This is a genomic window from Mycobacterium hackensackense (assembly GCF_025822555.1).
Taxonomy (GTDB): Bacteria; Actinomycetota; Actinomycetes; order Mycobacteriales; family Mycobacteriaceae; genus Mycobacterium; species Mycobacterium fluoranthenivorans.
Genome location: NZ_JACKUC010000038.1, coordinates 202967 through 220617, shown reverse-complemented (window position 1 = coordinate 220617; position 17651 = coordinate 202967). Strand labels below are relative to the sequence as shown.

General features: G+C 68.0%; 15 protein-coding genes. 13 read left to right on the top strand and 2 right to left on the bottom strand.

Going from position 1 to position 17651, the window contains the following annotated elements:
• Window positions 1-309: 309 nt before the first annotated feature.
• The 8 genes from cobN to H7J86_RS29730 are packed head-to-tail and all read left to right on the top strand — an operon-like array spanning window position 310 to window position 10355.
• The gene (cobN, locus tag H7J86_RS29765) at window positions 310-3897 is read left to right on the top strand and encodes a cobaltochelatase subunit CobN (RefSeq protein ID WP_267295368.1); all 3588 of its coding nucleotides are present in this window, start codon (window positions 310-312) and stop codon (window positions 3895-3897) included.
• Window positions 3898-3936: 39 nt separating this feature from the next.
• Complete coding sequence (locus H7J86_RS29760) at window positions 3937-4320, top strand: PPOX class F420-dependent oxidoreductase (RefSeq protein ID WP_267295366.1); 384 nt, start codon at window positions 3937-3939, stop codon at window positions 4318-4320.
• On the top strand, window positions 4289-5188 hold the full coding sequence (gene purU, locus H7J86_RS29755; protein ID WP_187095499.1) for a formyltetrahydrofolate deformylase: 900 nt from the start codon (window positions 4289-4291) through the stop codon (window positions 5186-5188). Before H7J86_RS29760 ends, purU begins: the two co-directional genes overlap by 32 nt.
• 39 nt (window positions 5189-5227) lie before the next feature.
• Complete coding sequence (locus H7J86_RS29750; RefSeq protein ID WP_267295364.1) at window positions 5228-5617, top strand: PPOX class F420-dependent oxidoreductase; 390 nt, start codon at window positions 5228-5230, stop codon at window positions 5615-5617.
• Between the two features lie 33 nt (window positions 5618-5650).
• On the top strand, window positions 5651-6169 hold the full coding sequence (locus tag H7J86_RS29745) for an FxsA family protein (protein WP_267295361.1): 519 nt from the start codon (window positions 5651-5653) through the stop codon (window positions 6167-6169).
• 16 nt (window positions 6170-6185) lie between these two features.
• Window positions 6186-7778 (top strand): amidohydrolase, encoded by a 1593-nt coding sequence (locus tag H7J86_RS29740; RefSeq protein WP_267295360.1) that lies wholly within the window; start codon window positions 6186-6188, stop codon window positions 7776-7778.
• Window positions 7771-9570 (top strand): apolipoprotein N-acyltransferase, encoded by a 1800-nt coding sequence (lnt, locus tag H7J86_RS29735; protein WP_267295359.1) that lies wholly within the window; start codon window positions 7771-7773, stop codon window positions 9568-9570. Before H7J86_RS29740 ends, lnt begins: the two co-directional genes overlap by 8 nt.
• On the top strand, window positions 9567-10355 hold the full coding sequence (locus H7J86_RS29730; protein ID WP_372517353.1) for a polyprenol monophosphomannose synthase: 789 nt from the start codon (window positions 9567-9569) through the stop codon (window positions 10353-10355). The genes lnt and H7J86_RS29730 overlap by 4 nt, the downstream gene beginning before the upstream one ends.
• A gap of 54 nt (window positions 10356-10409) precedes the next feature.
• On the opposite strand, the gene H7J86_RS29725 is transcribed toward H7J86_RS29730, so the two are convergent.
• Window positions 10410-10748, bottom strand: a complete 339-nt coding sequence (locus H7J86_RS29725) for an RNA polymerase-binding protein RbpA (RefSeq protein WP_090358198.1) — start codon at window positions 10746-10748, stop codon at window positions 10410-10412.
• Between the two features lie 186 nt (window positions 10749-10934).
• On the opposite strand from H7J86_RS29725, the gene H7J86_RS29720 reads away from it, so the two are divergent.
• From H7J86_RS29720 to H7J86_RS29710, 3 genes are all read left to right on the top strand, one after another.
• The gene (locus tag H7J86_RS29720) at window positions 10935-11300 is read left to right on the top strand and encodes a transcriptional regulator (RefSeq protein WP_267295358.1); all 366 of its coding nucleotides are present in this window, start codon (window positions 10935-10937) and stop codon (window positions 11298-11300) included.
• Between the two features lie 54 nt (window positions 11301-11354).
• Window positions 11355-12566, top strand: coding sequence for an alpha/beta hydrolase (locus tag H7J86_RS29715; RefSeq protein ID WP_267295357.1), 1212 nt, complete (start codon window positions 11355-11357; stop codon window positions 12564-12566).
• A gap of 74 nt (window positions 12567-12640) precedes the next feature.
• Window positions 12641-13345, top strand: coding sequence for a hypothetical protein (locus H7J86_RS29710; RefSeq protein WP_187095504.1), 705 nt, complete (start codon window positions 12641-12643; stop codon window positions 13343-13345).
• Window positions 13346-13426: 81 nt separating this feature from the next.
• Here H7J86_RS29710 and H7J86_RS29705 read toward each other — a convergent pair whose 3' ends face one another.
• Complete coding sequence (locus H7J86_RS29705; RefSeq protein ID WP_267295356.1) at window positions 13427-14107, bottom strand: RAD23 family protein; 681 nt, start codon at window positions 14105-14107, stop codon at window positions 13427-13429.
• A 33-nt stretch (window positions 14108-14140) separates the two neighbouring features.
• Between H7J86_RS29705 and H7J86_RS29700 the strand changes: the two genes are divergently transcribed.
• Both H7J86_RS29700 and H7J86_RS29695 read left to right on the top strand, forming a co-directional pair.
• Window positions 14141-15652, top strand: a complete 1512-nt coding sequence (locus H7J86_RS29700; RefSeq protein ID WP_267295355.1) for a carboxylesterase/lipase family protein — start codon at window positions 14141-14143, stop codon at window positions 15650-15652.
• Between the two features lie 67 nt (window positions 15653-15719).
• Complete coding sequence (locus tag H7J86_RS29695; RefSeq protein ID WP_267295354.1) at window positions 15720-17651, top strand: primary-amine oxidase; 1932 nt, start codon at window positions 15720-15722, stop codon at window positions 17649-17651.

Here is a 17651-nt window from a genome sequence, read left to right as displayed (position 1 = left end):
GAAAGCCGAACGGTGACGGCAAATACCAGTTCAACGGGTATCCCGCGGCCATCAGTGTGATGTGTCTCACGTCCGCGTGGCGGCTGTCTCGTCCGGCACAAAAAGCCGGTACCGGCGGTCCCGGGAAGTAGATTTCAGCCAGAAGAAAGGAGTGACCAATGGTTTCACTCATCGCCATCGGAATCGGCGTGGCCCTCGTGTTCGGTGCCCTCGCGACGCCGTATCAGGATTCGTGGTACGGCCGCTGGAGCCGCTCGGAGCGCTGACGGCGCCGACCGGGCAGCGCAGGTCGTGCGGTACGAATAGACGGTGCCGTCTGTCCTGCTGCTGTCCACGTCCGATACCGACCTGATCACCGCCCGCGCCTCGAGCGCGGAGTATCGGTGGGCCAACCCGTCGCGGCTGCTTGAGGATGAGCTCGACGCCGAGCTCACCACCCTGCTCGACGGTGTCGACGTCGCGATCGTGCGCATTCTCGGCGGATACCGCAGCTGGCAGCAGGGTATCGACGCCATCATTGGCAGCGGCGTCCCGACCATCGTGCTGTCGGGGGAGCAGTCGCCCGACGCCGAATTGATGCGGCATTCCACCGTGCCCGCGGGGGTGGCGCTGCAGGCGCACATCTATCTGGCCCAGGGCGGCACCGAGAACCTGCGCGGTCTGCACGCGTTCCTGTCCGACACCCTGCTGATGACGGGTATCGGTTTCGAACCGCCGGTCAGCATCCCCACCTGGGGTGTGCTGGAACGGGACGGCGCCGCAGTCGGTCCGACCGTGGCAGTGCTGTACTACCGCGCCCAACATCTGGCCGGCAACACCGGCTACGTCGAGGCGCTGTGCGATGCCATCGACGCGGCCGGCGGCAGGGCGCTGCCGGTCTACTGCGCGTCGCTGCGCACCGCCGAACCCGAGCTCCTGCAGCTGCTCGGCACCGCCGATGCGCTCGTCACCACGGTACTGGCGGCCGGTGGCGCCACACCGGCCATGGCCACCGCCGGCGGTTCCGACGACAGCTGGAACGTCGCGCATCTTGCGGCCCTTGATATTCCGATCCTGCAAGGGCTGTGCCTGACCAGTTCACGGGCCCGATGGGCGGACAACGACGACGGCATGTCCCCACTGGACGTCGCCACCCAGGTCGCGGTACCGGAGTTCGACGGCCGCATCATCACCGTCCCGTTCTCCTTCAAGGAGATCGACGACGAGGGCCTCATCACCTATGCCGCAGACAAGGAACGCTGTGCACGCGTCGCCGGGCTGGCCGTCCGGCACGCGAAACTGCGTCACATCGCGCCCGCCGACAAGCGGGTCGCCCTGGTGTTCTCGGCATACCCGACCAAGCACGCCCGCATCGGCAACGCCGTCGGGCTGGACACGCCGGCCAGCGCCGTCGCCCTGCTGCGCGCCATGCGCCAGGCAGGCTACGACATCGGCGAAGTGCCCGGTGTCGATGCCGGGGATGGTGACGCGTTGGTGCACGCACTCATCGAACGCGGTGGCCAGGATCCCGACTGGCTGACGCCGGATGCCCTGGAGGCCAACCCGATCCGCGTCTCGGCCAAGGACTACCGGGCCTGGTTCGCCACCCTGCCGCAAGATTTCGCCGAAGCGATCGTGAAGCACTGGGGCCCGCCGCCGGGTGAGCTGTTCGTCGACCGCAGTCGCGATCCGGACGGTGAGATCGTCATCGCCGCAATGCAGTCGGGCAACACCGTGGTGCTGGTGCAGCCGCCGCGCGGGTTCGGCGAAAACCCGGTGGCGATCTATCACGACCCCGATCTGCCGCCCAGTCACCACTACCTGGCGGCCTATCGCTGGGTGGATGACGAATTCGGCGACTCCTTCAAGGCGGATGCCGTCGTGCACCTGGGTAAGCACGGCAACCTGGAATGGTTGCCCGGCAAGACCCTCGGGCTGTCGGCGGGGTGCGGACCCGATGCCGCGCTCGGCGATCTGCCGCTGATCTACCCGTTCCTGGTCAACGATCCGGGCGAGGGCACCCAGGCGAAGCGGCGCGCCCACGCCACTCTGGTCGACCACCTGATCCCGCCGATGGCGCGCGCCGAAACCTACGGCGACATCGCGCGTCTTGAGCAGTTGCTCGACGAGCACTCCAATGTCTCGGCGTTGGACCCGGCCAAGCTGCCGGCCATCCGTCAGCAGATCTGGACCCTGATGCGCGCGGCCAAGATGGACCACGATCTGGGCCTGGAAGACCGCCCGGATGAGGACTCCTTCGACGACATGCTGCTGCACGTCGACGGGTGGCTGTGCGAGATCAAGGATGTCCAGATCCGCGACGGTCTGCACATCCTCGGCCAGGCGCCGGTGGGGGAGGCCGAACTCGATCTGGTCCTGGCCATCCTGCGCGCCCGCCAGCTGTTCGGCGGCGAGCAGACTGTGCCGGGGCTGCGTCAGGCGCTCGGGCTGGCCGAGGACGGCACTGCCGACAAGGCCAGCGTGGACGCCGCCGAGGCCCGGGCCCGTGAACTCGTCGCGGCCCTGCAGGCCAGTGGTTGGGACAGTGCGGCGGTCGACGGGCTGACCGAGGATCCGACGGTGGCCGCCATCCTGCGGTTCGCCGCCGACGAGGTGGTGCCCCGGCTGCGTGGCACCGACGGTGAGATCGACGCGGTGCTGCGCGCACTCGACGGGCACTACATCCCGGCCGGCCCCTCGGGGTCGCCGCTGCGCGGGCTGGTCAACGTCTTGCCCACCGGGCGCAACTTCTACTCGGTGGACCCTAAGGCGGTGCCGTCCCGGCTCGCATGGGACACCGGGGTGGCTATGGCCGAGTCCCTGCTGGAGCGCTACCGCACCGATCACGGCCGGTGGCCGGCCTCGGTCGGCCTGTCGGTGTGGGGTACGTCGGCGATGCGCACGGCCGGCGACGATATCGCCGAAGTGCTTGCGCTGCTGGGTGTCCGGCCGGTGTGGGATGACGCCTCGCGGCGGGTGGTGAGCCTGGAGCCGATCACGCTCGCCGAGCTGGGCCGGCCCCGGATCGACGTCACCGTCCGCATCTCCGGTTTCTTCCGGGATGCCTTCCCACACGTGGTCACCATGCTCGACGACGCGGTTCGGCTGGTTGCCGGCCTGGATGAGGCGCCCGAGGACAACTACGTCCGGGCGCACAGCCAGGCCGACATCGCCGAGCATCGTGACGAACGCCGAGCCACCACAAGAATTTTCGGGTCCAAACCGGGCACCTACGGGGCTGGGCTGCTGCAACTCATCGACAGCCGCAACTGGCGCGACGACAACGATCTGGCACAGGTCTACACCGCCTGGGGTGGTTTCGCCTACGGCCGGGACCTGGACGGCGCACCCGCCGCCGACGATATGAACAAGGCCTATCGTCGGATCGCGGTGGCGGCCAAGAACACCGACACCCGTGAGCACGACATCGCCGACTCGGACGACTATTTCCAGTACCACGGCGGCATGATCGCGACGGTGCGGGCGCTCACAGGTGCGGACCCGGCGGCCTATATCGGCGACAACACCCGGCCCGACGCCGTGCGCACCCGCACCCTCAGCGAGGAGACCACCCGGGTGTTCCGGGCCCGCGTGGTGAACCCGCGCTGGATCAACGCGATGCGTCGCCACGGCTACAAGGGTGCCTTCGAGATGGCCGCCACCGTCGACTACCTGTTCGGCTACGACGCGACCGCCCACGTGATGTCGGACTGGATGTACGAACAGTTGAGCGCCTCCTATGTGCTGGACCCGGAGAACCGCAAGTTCATGTCCGAGTCCAATCCGTGGGCCCTGCACGGGATGGCGGAGCGGTTGCTGGAGGCGGCCGGCCGGGGGATGTGGGCGCAGCCGGAAGCGGACACCCTCGACGGGTTGCGCCAGGTGTTGTTGGAGACCGAAGGCGATCTGGAAGGCTGAGTTTCCCGGTATTTCCGGGTGCCCACTAGATTCACAGTCATGGCACTTAACTTCGCCGATGTCGCCAAGGCCGAATACATCCTGCTGACCACGTTCACCAAGGACGGCCGGGCCAAACCGACGGCCATCTGGGCGGCGCCGGATGGGGACCGGCTGTTGGTCATCACCCAGGGAAAGTCCTGGAAGGTCAAGCGGATCCGCAACACCCCGCGGGTCACGGTCGCGATCTGTGATCGCCGCGGCAACGCCAAGAGCGAGGCGGTCGAGGCGACCGCCGCCATCCTGGACCAGTCCCAGATCGGCAAGGTCTACGACGCGATCGGGGCGCGGTACGGACTGCTCGGAAAGACGTTCAACCTGTTCTCCAAGCTGCGCGGCGGCATGAAGAACAATGTCGGTCTCGAACTCCGTGCAGCCGTCTAGTCGAGGCGCCGCACGGCACGCAGATATCGGCAGGTTGGTGCTGACCTGTCCCGACCGGGCCGGCATCGTCGCCGCGGTATCGACCTTCCTGACCCGTGCAGGCGCCAACATCATTTCGCTGGACCAGCACTCCACCCAGCCCGAGGGCGGAACGTTCCTGCAGCGCACCGTGTTTCATCTGCCCGGACTCACCGCCGCAAGCCCTGAACTGGATCGGGAATTCGCCGAGCTCGCCGCCCGGTTCGATATCGACTACCGGTTCACCGAGGCCGCCAAGCCCAAACGGGTCGCCATCTTCGCCTCCACCGCCGACCACTGCCTGCTCGATCTGCTGTGGCGCAACCGCAGGGGCGAGCTGGATATGACGGTGGTGATGGTGATCGCCAACCATCCCGATTTGGCCGAGCAGGTGCGGGCGTTCAACGTGCCCTTTGTCTACATACCGGCCACCCGCGACACCCGCGCCGAAGCCGAGCAGCGGCAGCTGGAACTGCTGCGGGGCAACGTGGATCTGGTGATACTCGCGCGCTACATGCAGATCGTCACGCCGGAGTTCCTGGACGAGATCGGGTGCCCGCTGATCAACATCCATCATTCGTTTCTGCCGGCGTTCATCGGCGCCAACACCTACCGTCGCGCCCGGGAGCGCGGGGTCAAGCTGATCGGTGCGACCGCGCATTACGTCACGGCCGACCTCGACGAGGGCCCGATCATCGAACAGGACGTGGTGCGCGTGGACCACACCCACGCCGTCGAGGATCTGGTGCGCCTCGGCGCCGACGTCGAGCGGGCCGTGCTGTCCCGCGCGGTGCTGTGGCATTGCCAGGACCGCATCCTGCGCCACGACAACGAGACGGTGATCTTCTGACCGCATGGCTCGTCCGCGCGCATCGCGCAGAATGAGCACATGGCCCCGACCTTCGACGACGTCCACCGCGAGAAGTACCTGCTGCTCACCACGTTCACCAAGGACGGCCGTCCCAAGCCCACGACCGTCTGGGGCGTGCCCCACGAGGGCACGTTGCTGATCGCCACCGACGACGGCTCCTGGAAGACCAAGCGGATCAACAACACCCCGCGGGTCACCATCCAGAAGTGCGGCGTACTGGGCAAGGTCAAAGGTGAACCGGTCGAGGCCGTCGCCCGCAATCTGCCGAAGACCGAGACCCGGCGGGTGTTCGACATGGTCACCAGGCGCTACTGGTGGCACGCGTGGTGGTGGATCCCGCAGGCCGTCCTGCGCGGCGGTGTCGACAAGGTGCACGCCGCGATCGAGGTTCAGCCCGTCGAGGCTTAGGAACCAGTTCGCGCTCTCGTGCGTTGACCGGATATGGCAATGCGACTGTTCCTCGTCTACGTCCTCGTCGAACTGGCGGTGGTCGTGGGCTTGGTGTCGACCATCGGGTTCGGGTGGACAGTGCTGGCCCTGCTGGCCGTATTCGGACTGGGGCTGGCGTTGGCCGGCGCGCAGCTGACCCGTCAGCTCGCTCGCCTGCAGGGGGCGCTGCGCAGCCGTTCTGACTCCCGCTTCGCTCGCCCCGGCGCGAACGACCCCTCGCTGGCCACCGACAGCGTGCTGATCGCGCTGGGCACGGTGCTGGTGGCCATCCCCGGTCTGGCCAGCTCGCTGGTGGGGGCGCTGCTACTCCTCCCGCCGACCAGGGTCGCCGCCCGGCCGCTGGCCAACCGCCTGATCAATCGCCAGCTCAGCCGCGCGGTGCCGGTCATGGTCTACAGCAGCACCGCGACCACTGCGACCACCGTGCACGGCGATTACGTCGACGGTGAGGTCATCGACGTGGTCGACGAGGTGATCACCCCGACCCCGCTGGACCGACGCGCCGACTGAGTACCCTGTCACCCTCGTGACCACTCTGCTACTCAACGGGCGCGTGCACAGCCCGGTCGCCCCTGATGCCACCGCCATGGCGATACGCGACGGCCTGGTCGTCTGGCTGGGCTCCGATGACGCCGCCCGCAGCGAGTTCCCACTCGCCGAGGTGGTCGATCTCGCGGGTGCCTTCGTCGCTCCGGCGTTCGTGGACAGTCATGTGCACGCGACAGCGACCGGGCTGGCGCTGACCGGGCTGGATCTGCGCACCGCGCGGTCGCATGCGGACTGCCTGCGCCTGGTCGCCGAGTATGCGGCCGCCCATCCCGACGGCATCGTCTGGGGACACGGCTGGGATGAGACGGGCTGGCCGGACGCGGCACCGCCGACCACAGCCGATCTCGACGCCGTGCTGGGCGGGCGGCCCGCCTATCTGAGCCGGGTCGACGTGCACTCCGCTGTGGCATCGACAGGTCTGCGCAGCACCGTCGCCGACCTGGCGGCCGTACCCGGGTACCACCCGCAGCTGCCGCTGACCGCCGACGCGCACCACGCCGCACGGGCCGCCGCCCGGGATCTGCTGTCACCCGAGCAGCGCAAAGGTGCCCAGCATGCCGCGCTGGATGCCGCCGCCGCCCTCGGGATCGCCGCCGTGCACGAATGCGCCGGCCCGGATATCGGTGGACTGGACGACTGGGATGCGCTGCGGTCCCTCGATCACGGTGTCGAGGTCATCGGCTATTGGGGTGAGGCGGTGGGAAGCGCCGAAGCGGCCCGAGCCCTTGTCGAACGCACCGGCGCGCGCGGGCTGGCCGGCGACCTGTTCGTCGACGGTGCCCTCGGGTCGCGAACCGCCTGGTTGCACGAGCCCTACGCGGATGCCCCGCACACCTGCGGCAACAGCTACCTGGACGCCGCGGCGGTCACTGCTCATCTGTTGGCATGCACCGAAGCCGGGATCACGGCCGGTTTCCACGTGATCGGCGACGCCGCCGTCACCACGGTCGTCAATGCCCTCCAGGTCGTGGCCGACCGGTTCGGGGGGCCTGCGGTCGCCCGCTGCGGGCACCGACTGGAACACCTGGAGATGGTCGAGCCGGAGCAGGCCGAGCGGCTGGGCGCCGTGGGCGTCATCGCGAGCATGCAACCCAACTTCGACGCCCTCTGGGGCGGGCCGGACGGTATGTACGCCCAACGTCTCGGGGTTGACCGAGCCGGCAAACTCAACCCCTTCGCGCTGTTAGCATCCCAAGGCGTGCCACTCGCCTTCGGCTCCGACAGTCCGGTCACCGGGCTTGACCCGTGGCAATCCGTGCGCGCCGCCGCCGAACATCGCACCCCGGGCAGCGCGGTGTCCGCGCGCGCGGCGTTCTCCGCGGCAACACGCGGTGCGTGGCGGGCCTCGGGTGTGCGCGACGGAGTCACCGGCACGCTGGTGCCGGGTGCGCCCGCGTCCTACGCGATCTGGGATGCCGGCGATCTGGAGGTGAGCATCCCGGCCACCGAGGCCGTGCAGCGGTGGTCCACCGATCCGCGATCCCGGGTGCCCGCGTTGCCGAGGCTGACACCGGAACGGTCGCCGCGCTGCCTGCGGACCGTGCACCGGGGTGTGGTCCTGTATGGCTGACACCGAGCCCGAAGTCGAGACGGCACCGGAGACCGAAACCGAGACCGCAGCCGAAACCGAGCCAGAACGCAGCGGCCCTGGACGGCTGGCCCGACTCGGCGCCCGGTTGCGCCAGATCACGCTGCCGCGGCTGCCCAGGTTCGCGGTGTCACTGGTCGCCGGCCTGCTGATGTGTGCGAGTTTCCCGCCGTGGGGCTGGTGGTACTGCGCATTTCTGTCGCTGGCGCTGCTGGGCTGGGTGCTGACCCGCACTCAGACCACCCGCGCCGGCGGGTTCGGCTACGGGCTGGTGTTCGGTCTGGCGTTCTACGTCCCGCTGCTGCCGTGGATCGGCAATCTGGTCGGCACACTGCCGTGGCTGGCGCTGGCGTTGCTGCAGGCGCTGTTCCCCGCACTGTTCGGGCTGCTGGCGGTGGTGGTGCGCCAACTACCCGGCTGGCCGGTGTGGTTCGCCGCCGAGTGGGCGGTCGGTGAATGGCTCAAATCCGTGGTGCCGTTCGGCGGTTTTCCGTGGGGTGTCGTCGGCTTCGGTCAGGCCGGTGGGCCGCTGCTGCCGCTGGCACAGCTCGGCGGCGCACCGCTGGTGTCGGCCGCCGTGGCGCTGGTCGGATTCAGTCTCACCGCGATCGCACTGGAAATCGTGCTGTGGTGGCGGCGCAGTCACCCCGATCATGCCGCCGCGTCCTCCGACGCCGCCCGTCCCGAGATCGTGCTACCCGGCGTGTGCCTGTCCGTCGTACTCCTGGGCACTGCGCTGGTGTGGCCCGCGGTGCACAAGGCCGGCGCCGGTTCCGGTGAGCACCCGTCGGTGACCGTCGCGGCGATACAGGGCAACGTCCCGCGTCTCGGGCTCGATTTCAACGCCCAGCGGCGGGCGGTGCTGGACAACCACGTCAACGAGACCCTGCGGCTGGCCGAGGATGTCCAGGCCGGCCGCGCGCCGCAGCCCATGGTCGTGATCTGGCCGGAGAACTCGTCGGATATCGACCCGCTGATCAATGCCGACGCCGGTGCGGAGATCTCCGAAGCAGCCCGGGCCATCCATGCGCCGATCCTGGTCGGCACCGTCCTGCGCGCCCCCGGCTTCACGCCGGAAACCCCCGTCGCGACCAATACGGTGCTGGTCTGGGATGGGCTGACCGGGCCCGGGGAACGCCACGACAAGAAGATCGTCCAACCCTTCGGCGAATATCTGCCCTGGCGCAGTCTCTTCCGGCACATCTCGTCCTACGCCGATCGCGCCGGCTACTTCGTCCCGGGTGCAGGCAACGGTGTGGTGACGGCCGCAGGCATCCCGATCGGCATCACCACCTGCTGGGAGGTGATCTTCGACCGGGCCGCCCGCGAATCCGTGCTCAACGGTGCCCAACTGCTCGCCGTTCCCGCCAACAACGCGACATTCAACGCCGCGATGAGTGCCCAGCAGCTGGCTTTCGCCCGGCTGCGCGCCGTCGAACACGACCGCTACGTGGTGGTGGCCGGCACCGTCGGGATCAGCGCGATCATCGCGCCGGACGGCCACGAACTGGCCAGCACCGAGTTCTTCGAACCGGGTTATCTCGACGCCGCGGTGCGGCTCAAATCCAACCTCACCTTTGCGACACAGTGGGCCCCGGCCGTCCAGATAGCGCTTCTGGCGATCGGCGTTGCCGCTGTGATCGCGGCCATGCTGCACAATGGGAGCTTCGTGCCAAGGCGCCGGACCGCAGGATCCGGTGAAACAGATTTGCAGCCCGACGGGGGCCATGCAGACGAGCCCGATCCGGGCAGTAAGGACACAGGAAGCACATGACCACTCCTGGGACAGGAGCGGAGCGACCGGGCAACCCGGCGTCGCCGAGCCGGCGCACGCTGGTGATCATTCCGACCTATAACGAGCGGGAGAACCTCCCGCTCATCGTGGGCCGCGTGCACGCCGCCCGGCCCGACGTACATGTGCTGATCGTCGATGACGGAAGCCCGGACGGTACCGGCCAGCTGGCCGACGAACTTGCCCTGGCCGATCCGGACCGCGTGCATGTCATGCACCGGGTCAGCAAAGACGGCCTCGGTGCCGCGTACCTCGCCGGGTTCGCCTGGGGGCTGGGCCGCGAGTACACGGTGCTGGTGGAGATGGACGCCGACGGCAGCCATGCCCCCGAAGAGCTGAGCCGGCTGCTCGAGGCGGTCGACGCCGGTGCGGATCTGGCGATCGGCTCGCGCTACGTGCCGGGCGGAACGGTGCGCAACTGGCCCTGGCGCCGGCTTGCGCTGTCGCGAACCGCCAACACGTATTCGCGCGTGCTGCTCGGGGTCGATATCAACGACATCACCGCCGGCTACCGCGCCTACCGGCGCGAGGTGCTGGAGAAGATCGATCTCGGCGCGGTCGACTCGAAGGGCTACTGCTTCCAGATCGATCTGACCTGGCGGGCCATCAATGCCGGGTTCACCGTCGTGGAGGTGCCCATCACGTTCACCGAGCGTGAACTCGGCGTATCGAAGATGAGCGGCTCGAACATCCGGGAGGCGATGTCCAAGGTCGCCGAGTGGGGGATCCGGGGCCGACTCGACCGGGCCCGCGGCATCGCCCGCTGACCACCTCGGAAGTGGCGTGCCCACCCGTACCGGATGTGCACGCCACACCGCAGGTCAGGACCCGCGGCGGCGGGTCTTGATGATCTCCAGACGCTCCTTGAGCAGTTCGTCGAGCTCTTCGACGGAGCGACGCTCCAACAGCATGTCCCAGTGCGTGCGGGGCGGCTTCACCTTCTTGGGCTCCGGAACGTCACCTTCGATGAGGGTGCCTTCCATCCCGTTGCGGCACGTCCAGGTGCCGGGAATCTCCGCGTCGTCGGCGAACGGCACATCGAATTCCTCGCCGTTGTCGGTGCGGTAGCGCGCCACCTGACGCGGCGCCAGATCATGGTTGCGGTCGGTCTCGTAGCTCACAGCTCCGAGGCGGCTGCCTCTCAGAACGCGATCGGCCATCGTCAACACTCCTCTTGCCGGCTGTATTTCGTCCGCAGTTTCAACGCAGACGGTGCCCGCGAAGTTCCTGACTCAGCCAAAGAGGATAGCGTGCCGTCCCTCAAAGTTGCCTGTCTCGTGTCTGTGTTACCAGCCCGCCGTGCCAATTCCCGGATCCACCGGCCCACGGGTCTACAGTCGGGATTCGTGACCGCAGCAGCGCCTTCTCCGGCATCCAGCCAGCCGCGTCGCCGCGCCCGTGCGCAGCCGTGCCGGTGGTGCGGCCGTGAGGTCGCCGACGCCGGGATGGGACGCCGCCGCCAGTACTGCCGCCAGTCCTGCCGACAGCGTGCCTACGAGCAGCGGGCACAGGTCAAGGGCACCTCGTTCGCACCAGACGCCGTGGTGCTGACCGCCGACGAGGCCGCCGACCTGTCCGACCGGGTCTACCAGGTGCGGTGTGCGGCCGAGGACATCGCCACCGCCTTGCAAGAGGGCGCAGACGGATCCGAACTCCGGGACCTGTGCGAGGTACTGATCCAGGCCGCCAAGGCCGCCGACGGCTGGCGCTGAGACCCAGGTTCCGCGGAGACCCCCACGCAGGAGTCTCACAGCTACGATGGCGCGGTGTCCGCCCCCGCACCTGATGGCCCTGCCGGCGTGTGGCGATTCGACGAGTTCGTGCTGGATACCCAGCGTTACGAGCTGCGCCGTGGCGGCGAGGTGGTGCGGGTCGAACCGCAGGTCTTCGATGTGATGACCCAGCTGGTGCGCAACCACGACAGGTTCCTCACCAAAGAAGAACTGTTCGACACGGTCTGGGGCGGCCGGTTCGTCGGAGAAGCGGCGCTGACCAGCCGGATCAAAGCGGCTCGCCGGGCACTCGGCGATGACGGCGAATCCCAGCGCTATATCCGTACCATCCGGGGCCGCGGCTACCAGTTCGTCGGCACCCTCACCGTCCCCGAGACACTCTCAGCCCCGGTCAGCGCACCGCCTCCGCGCCAACACATCGCGTTCTGCCGCGCCGCGGACGGCGTGCGGCTGGCGTACGCCGTGGCCGGGGAGGGCCCGCCGCTGGTGCGGGCCGCCAACTGGATGACCCACCTGGGCTACGACATCGAAAGCCCGGTGTGGCGGCACTGGGTTCGCGACCTCGCGGCCCGGCACACCTTCATCCGTTACGACGAGCGTGGTTGTGGACTATCGGACTGGGAGGCCGTCGACTTCACCTTCGATGACTGGGTCGCCGACCTGGAGACGGTGGTGGAAGCGCTTGGGCTGGAACGCTTTCCGCTGCTGGGCGTGTCGCAGGGCGGTGCGGTGGCGGTGGCCTACGCCGCCCGGCACCCGGACCGGGTCACCCACCTGATCCTGTGCGGGGCGTACGCCCGCGGTCGGGCTGTCCGCGCGATGAGCGATGATGAGAGACGCGCCGCCGCACTGGATTTGGATCTGGCCCGAGTGGGCTGGGGTCGCGACGACCCGGCGTTCCGGCAGGTCTTCGCAGCCCAATTCCTGCCCGACGGCGCCCGTGCCGACTGGGAGGCATTCGACCATCTGCAGCGCCGCACCACCTCACCGGAGAACGCGGTGCGCTTCCTCGACGAGTTCGGCCGCATCGACGTTCGCGACCTGGCCCGCGACGTGGCGTGCCCCACGCTGATCATGCATTCCGCCGACGACCGCCGTGTCCCCATGCGCTACGGGGAGGAGTTGGCCGCCCTGATCCCGAACTCCCGGCTGGTGGCGTTGCGGAGCAACAATCACCTACTCACCGAAGCCGAACCCGCGTGGCAGGTCTTCCTGTCCGAACTGACGGAATTCCTGCGTTCCTGAGTCGGCGTGGGTTCTCCACGCAATCTCCACGCAATCTCCATGTACTCCCGGCCGGCGACGACCATGCTGGTGACATGAGAAAGTTCTCCCGCACCCTCCTCGCCGGCGCCGCCGCGATGCTCGCCCTGGGCACCGTGGCCTGCTCCGGTGGCACCTCTACTCAGGCGGGGTCCACATCGGCCACCGCAGCCCCGTCCACCAGCACCGCCACCCCCTTCCCGCAGTCGGCCCGCTACATGGCTGACGCCGAGAAGGACGGCAAGAAGATGGCGATCGGCATCTCGGTCGACGGTGATTCCGTCACCGCCTACGCCTGCAACGGCACCGACGACGAAGCCTGGTTCTTCGGCAATCAATCCGCCGGCAGCATCGACATCACCTCGAAATTCCGTGACACCTTGGCCGCCAGTTTCACCGGCTCCGATGTCACCGGGGCGCTCACCATGAACGGCGTCACCTACGACTTCACCGCCGCTCCGGTTTCGGCCCCGGCAGGCATGTACACCGCCGCACTCGACGGTGCGCGGGCCTCCTGGATCATTCGGCCCGATGGCTCGGTGACCGGCGTGCAGTTCAACGGCGGCATCAGTGGCCGCGACTTCGAGCAGGCCGAGCTGCAGCAGCTCAACGCTGCGCAGTTCCAGGCCCAGGTCCGCAACAAGCGCAAACTGCAGCAGGCCGACCAGACCGTCAAACTGTCGGGCAACACCCTCACCTCGAGGATCAACGGGAGCGAGGTCACCGGGCACCTAGTCACCGGTACCACCCGATTCGGCTGATATCCGGCACAAAGCCGCCCAAATGCACATTTGGGCGGCTTTATGCGAGAGCGCCCTGGCATTTCGTCGATCTCGGCGGCCTCAGCAGGACAGCCGCACCCCGATATCGGGTGGTGCCTGGACCGGGGCGAGGCAGCCGAACCCGTCCACGCCGGCGGGCCGCATCCGGGTCGCCGTCTGGTGGGCATGGTTGACGCAGATCACCGCGTCACCGTCTGCCCGGCAAGCGAAGTCACCGAACGCCAGCGTCTGGCCGGACGAGAGGCCAGGGCCGTTGCCATCCACGAACGGCCCGGGATCGCCGTGCAGTGAGCCGATGTTCACGCTGGTCCCGTCGAAGTCCACCCAGTTGCCCTTCCACATCGTGAACGCGTCGGGCGGCTTGGGCGGCGGATTGGTCAGTTTCACCAGACAGGCCAGCGCACCATCGTTGTAGTGCGCGCTGCTGATGCAGCTCACGGTGTCGGTGCTGAATGCCACCCCGTGTACGTCGGTGGTGGTGCCGTCGCGGCTGACGGAACCGAACTTCTCGGCGGGTACCGCCTTGCCGGCGTTCACCCACCGCGTCACCTCGGCGATCGGTGCACCGGGTGCCGGCGGTCGCGGTGACGTGGAGCTCGGCGCGGTGGTGCTGGGTGCGGGCCGGGATGTGCCCGGCGTGATCGCGGTCAGCGGTGGCGGCGCAGGCACGGCGGCGCCCTTCATATCCTGCGAACACCCCGCCACCAGCGCGGACGCCATGAGCACCACTGCCATCCGCATGCGGCAAGGGTAGCCGTTCGCTACCGTCAGGCCATGCACGAACACACCGTCCGCGTGAAGATCAGCACCGGGACGATCGAGGGTTTCACCCGCAACGGGGTACACCGCTGGCGCTCGATCCCGTATGCGAAACCGCCGGTCGGTGCCCTGCGTTACCGTGCGCCCCGCCCCGCGTCGCCTTGGCCGGGGGTGCGTTACTGCCATGGATTCGCCAACTGCGCCCCACAGCAGCGGATGTACACACTGCTCGGTGTCGGCAAATATCAGCCGATGAGCGAGGACTGTCTGACGCTCAATGTGGTGGCTCCGCAGGACCCGGCAGATGACGGGCCCCTTCCGGTGATGTTCTTCATCCACGGCGGCGGCTACCTCATGGGCAGCTCGGCGACACCGATCTATGACGGGGTCGCCCTGGCCAAAGGTGGCTGTGTGTACGTCTCGGCCAACTACCGCCTGGGCGCGCTGGGTTGTTTCGATCTGTCCGCATTGTCCACACCCGAGCACGAGATCGACGACAACCTCTACCTGCGCGACCTGATCATGGCACTGCGCTGGGTGCGGGAGAACATCGCGGTGTTCGGTGGCGACCCGGACAATGTGACGATCTTCGGGGAGAGCGCCGGCGCGCATGCCGTCGCCACGCTGATGGCGATACCCGAGGCAGAAGGTCTTTTCGCACAAGCGATTTCGCAGAGCGCTGCCAGCGGTATGGTGCGCAACCCGGATCAGGCGGCCATGTTCGCCGCGCAGTTCGCCGGGTTGCTCGGCGCGTCCGGCACGGATGGGGCGCGCGCGGCGATGTCCGCGCGGCCGGCTGATCTGCTGGCCGCGCTGGACACCCTGATCGCCCGCGCGGGCAAGGAGATGCCCGGCGCGTTCCCGGTGGGTCCCACCTGCGGTACCGACCTGTTGCCGGAGGACCCGGTCGTCGCGATGCGTAGCGGCCGTGCGCACCGGATCCCGCTGGTCGTCGGCAGCAATGCCGAGGAAGGCAGGCTGTTCACCCGTTTCATGCAGCTGCTGCCGACCACCGAGCAGAGCATCGAGATGCTGCTCTCGACCACCGGGACCGAAACCCGCGATCGCGTCATCGCCGCCTATCCGGACTATCCCGCCCGAGCCGCGTGTATCCGGCTGGGTGGTGACTTCGCGTTCGGCACCGCCAGTTGGGATATCGCGGAGGCGCACAGCCGCCACCGGCCCACCTACGTCTACCGCTACGACTATGCGCCACGGATCCTGCACTGGTCGGGGATGGGTGCCACCCACGCGACAGAGCTGCTGGCGGTGTTCGGTGTCTACCGCACCCGCCTCGGCGGACTGCTCACGGCGGCCGCCGACGGCTCCTCGGCTCGCCGCGTCAGCCGGCAGGTACAGACGCGTTGGGGCACCTTCGGCAGGACCGGCAACCCCGGCGAGGGCTGGCCACGCTATGACCAGGACATGCGTGCGGTGCTGGTATTCGACCGCAACACCCACCTGGAATACGACCCGGCGGCCGAGCGTCGCCGAGCCTGGGAAGGTTTCACGCTGGCCGTGGGTTGACGGCTGACTTTCCCGCAGGCCTTCGCAATGGCCTGCGCACCACCGCACGGTGTGCTTGCGTAGAGCGATGGCGCACCCTCTTGACCCGCTCGATGCCGACGAATTCACTGCTGTCGCCGCGATCCTCGGCGCTCGGCACGGAGTGCGCGCCCCCGGCTGGCGCTTCGCCTCCATCGAACTCGCCGAGCCGACCAAGGACGAGTTGCGCGCCTTCGCCGGCGGGGGCACAGCCCCGCCCCGCCGGGCGCTGGCGGTCTGCCTTGATCGCGCGCACAACGCCACCTACAAGGCGCTGGTATCGCTGCACGCTCAGACGGTGGAGTCCTTCGACCACATCCCCGGCGTGCAGGCCAACTTCACCGTCGACGAATTCGTCGAATGCGACCAGGTGCTGCGCGCGCACCCCGAGGTGATCGCGGCGCTGGCGCGCCGCGGCATCACCGACCTGGACAGCGTGTTCATGGATACCTGGACCTACGGGGACGCGGTCGCCCCACCCGAGTTCCGGGACCGGCGGCTGGGTTGGTCGGACACGTGGCGTCGGGACGCACCAGGGGCGAACCCGTACGCCCACCTCGTCAGCGGGCTGCACTGTGTGGTCGACCTGAACACCATGGAGGTGCTCCGCGTGGAGGACTCGGGTCCGTTCGCCGAGGGGGCCGAACCCCCGGTGGTGATGGGCGAGTACGTTCCCCGTCACATCCCGGATCGGATATCGGCTGTGTCCCAGCGTGATCCGCTCACCCCGCTTCTTATCACCCAGCCCGAAGGTCCGTCGTTCACCCTGGATGGTCACCTGTTGACGTGGCAGAACTGGTCACTGCGAGTCGGTTTCAACTACCGGGAAGGCATGACGCTGCACGCGCTGACCTATCGTGACGGCGGCCGGATCCGTTCCGTCGCGCACCGGATGTCGTTTGCCGAGATGGTGGTGCCCTATCGGGACGCCTCGGTGGACCACTACCGTCGCACCGCCTTCGACATCGGCGAGTGGGGCCTGGGTTTCATGACGACCTCGCTGACCCTGGGATGCGACTGCCTGGGGGAGATCCGTTACCTGGATGCGGTGCTGCACAACAGCAAAGGCGAGCCCTACACCATCGCCAACGCCATCTGCATCCACGAGGAAGACAATGCGGTGCTGTGGAAGCATGTGGATCACGACGCCGGTGCCGAGGTGCGCCGGATGCGCAGACTCACGTTGAGCTTCCATGTCACCGTCGCCAACTACGAGTACCTGGTCTACTGGCGGCTGTATCAGGACGGCAATATCGAGTGCGAGGTCCGGGCCACCGGCATCATGGTCACCACTCCGCTGCCGCCGGGCGCTCCGAATCCCAACGGCACCCTGGTCGACGAGCGCACCTACGCACCGTTTCATCAGCACTTCCTGGTGGCTCGCCTGGACCTCGACATCGACGGCCCGGACAACACCGTCTACATGTCGGAATCCTTTGCCGAACCGATCTCGGAGGAGAACCCGCACGGTCTGTCGGTGGTGACCCGAAACATCCCGCTGCGCACCGAGAGTGAGGGCAAACAGGACCTCAACTTCGCCACCCAGCGCACCTGGAAGGTGGTCAACACCAACGTCGTCAACGGCCTGGGCACTCATCCGTCGTACAAGCTGGTACCCACCGGGGCGCTGCCGGCGATGTTCGATCCCGCCGCCCCGGTCCTGCAACGCGCCAACGTCATCGGGCACACCCTGTGGGTCACCCCGAACCGCGCCGATGAGCGCTGGCCGGCAGGCGAATTCGTCAACCAGTCGGTCTCCGACACCGGCCTGGGGGAGTGGACCAAGGCGGACCGCCCCATCCTCGACACCGATGTGGTCCTCTGGTACGTCTCCGGTCTGCACCACATCACCCGTCCCGAGGACTGGCCGGTCATGCCCGTCGACGTGGTGTCGTTCTGGTTGAAACCGTTCGGCTTCTTCGACCGTAATCCGGCCCTGGACGTCCCCCGGGACGAAAAACTTGACACCTGTCACATGTGA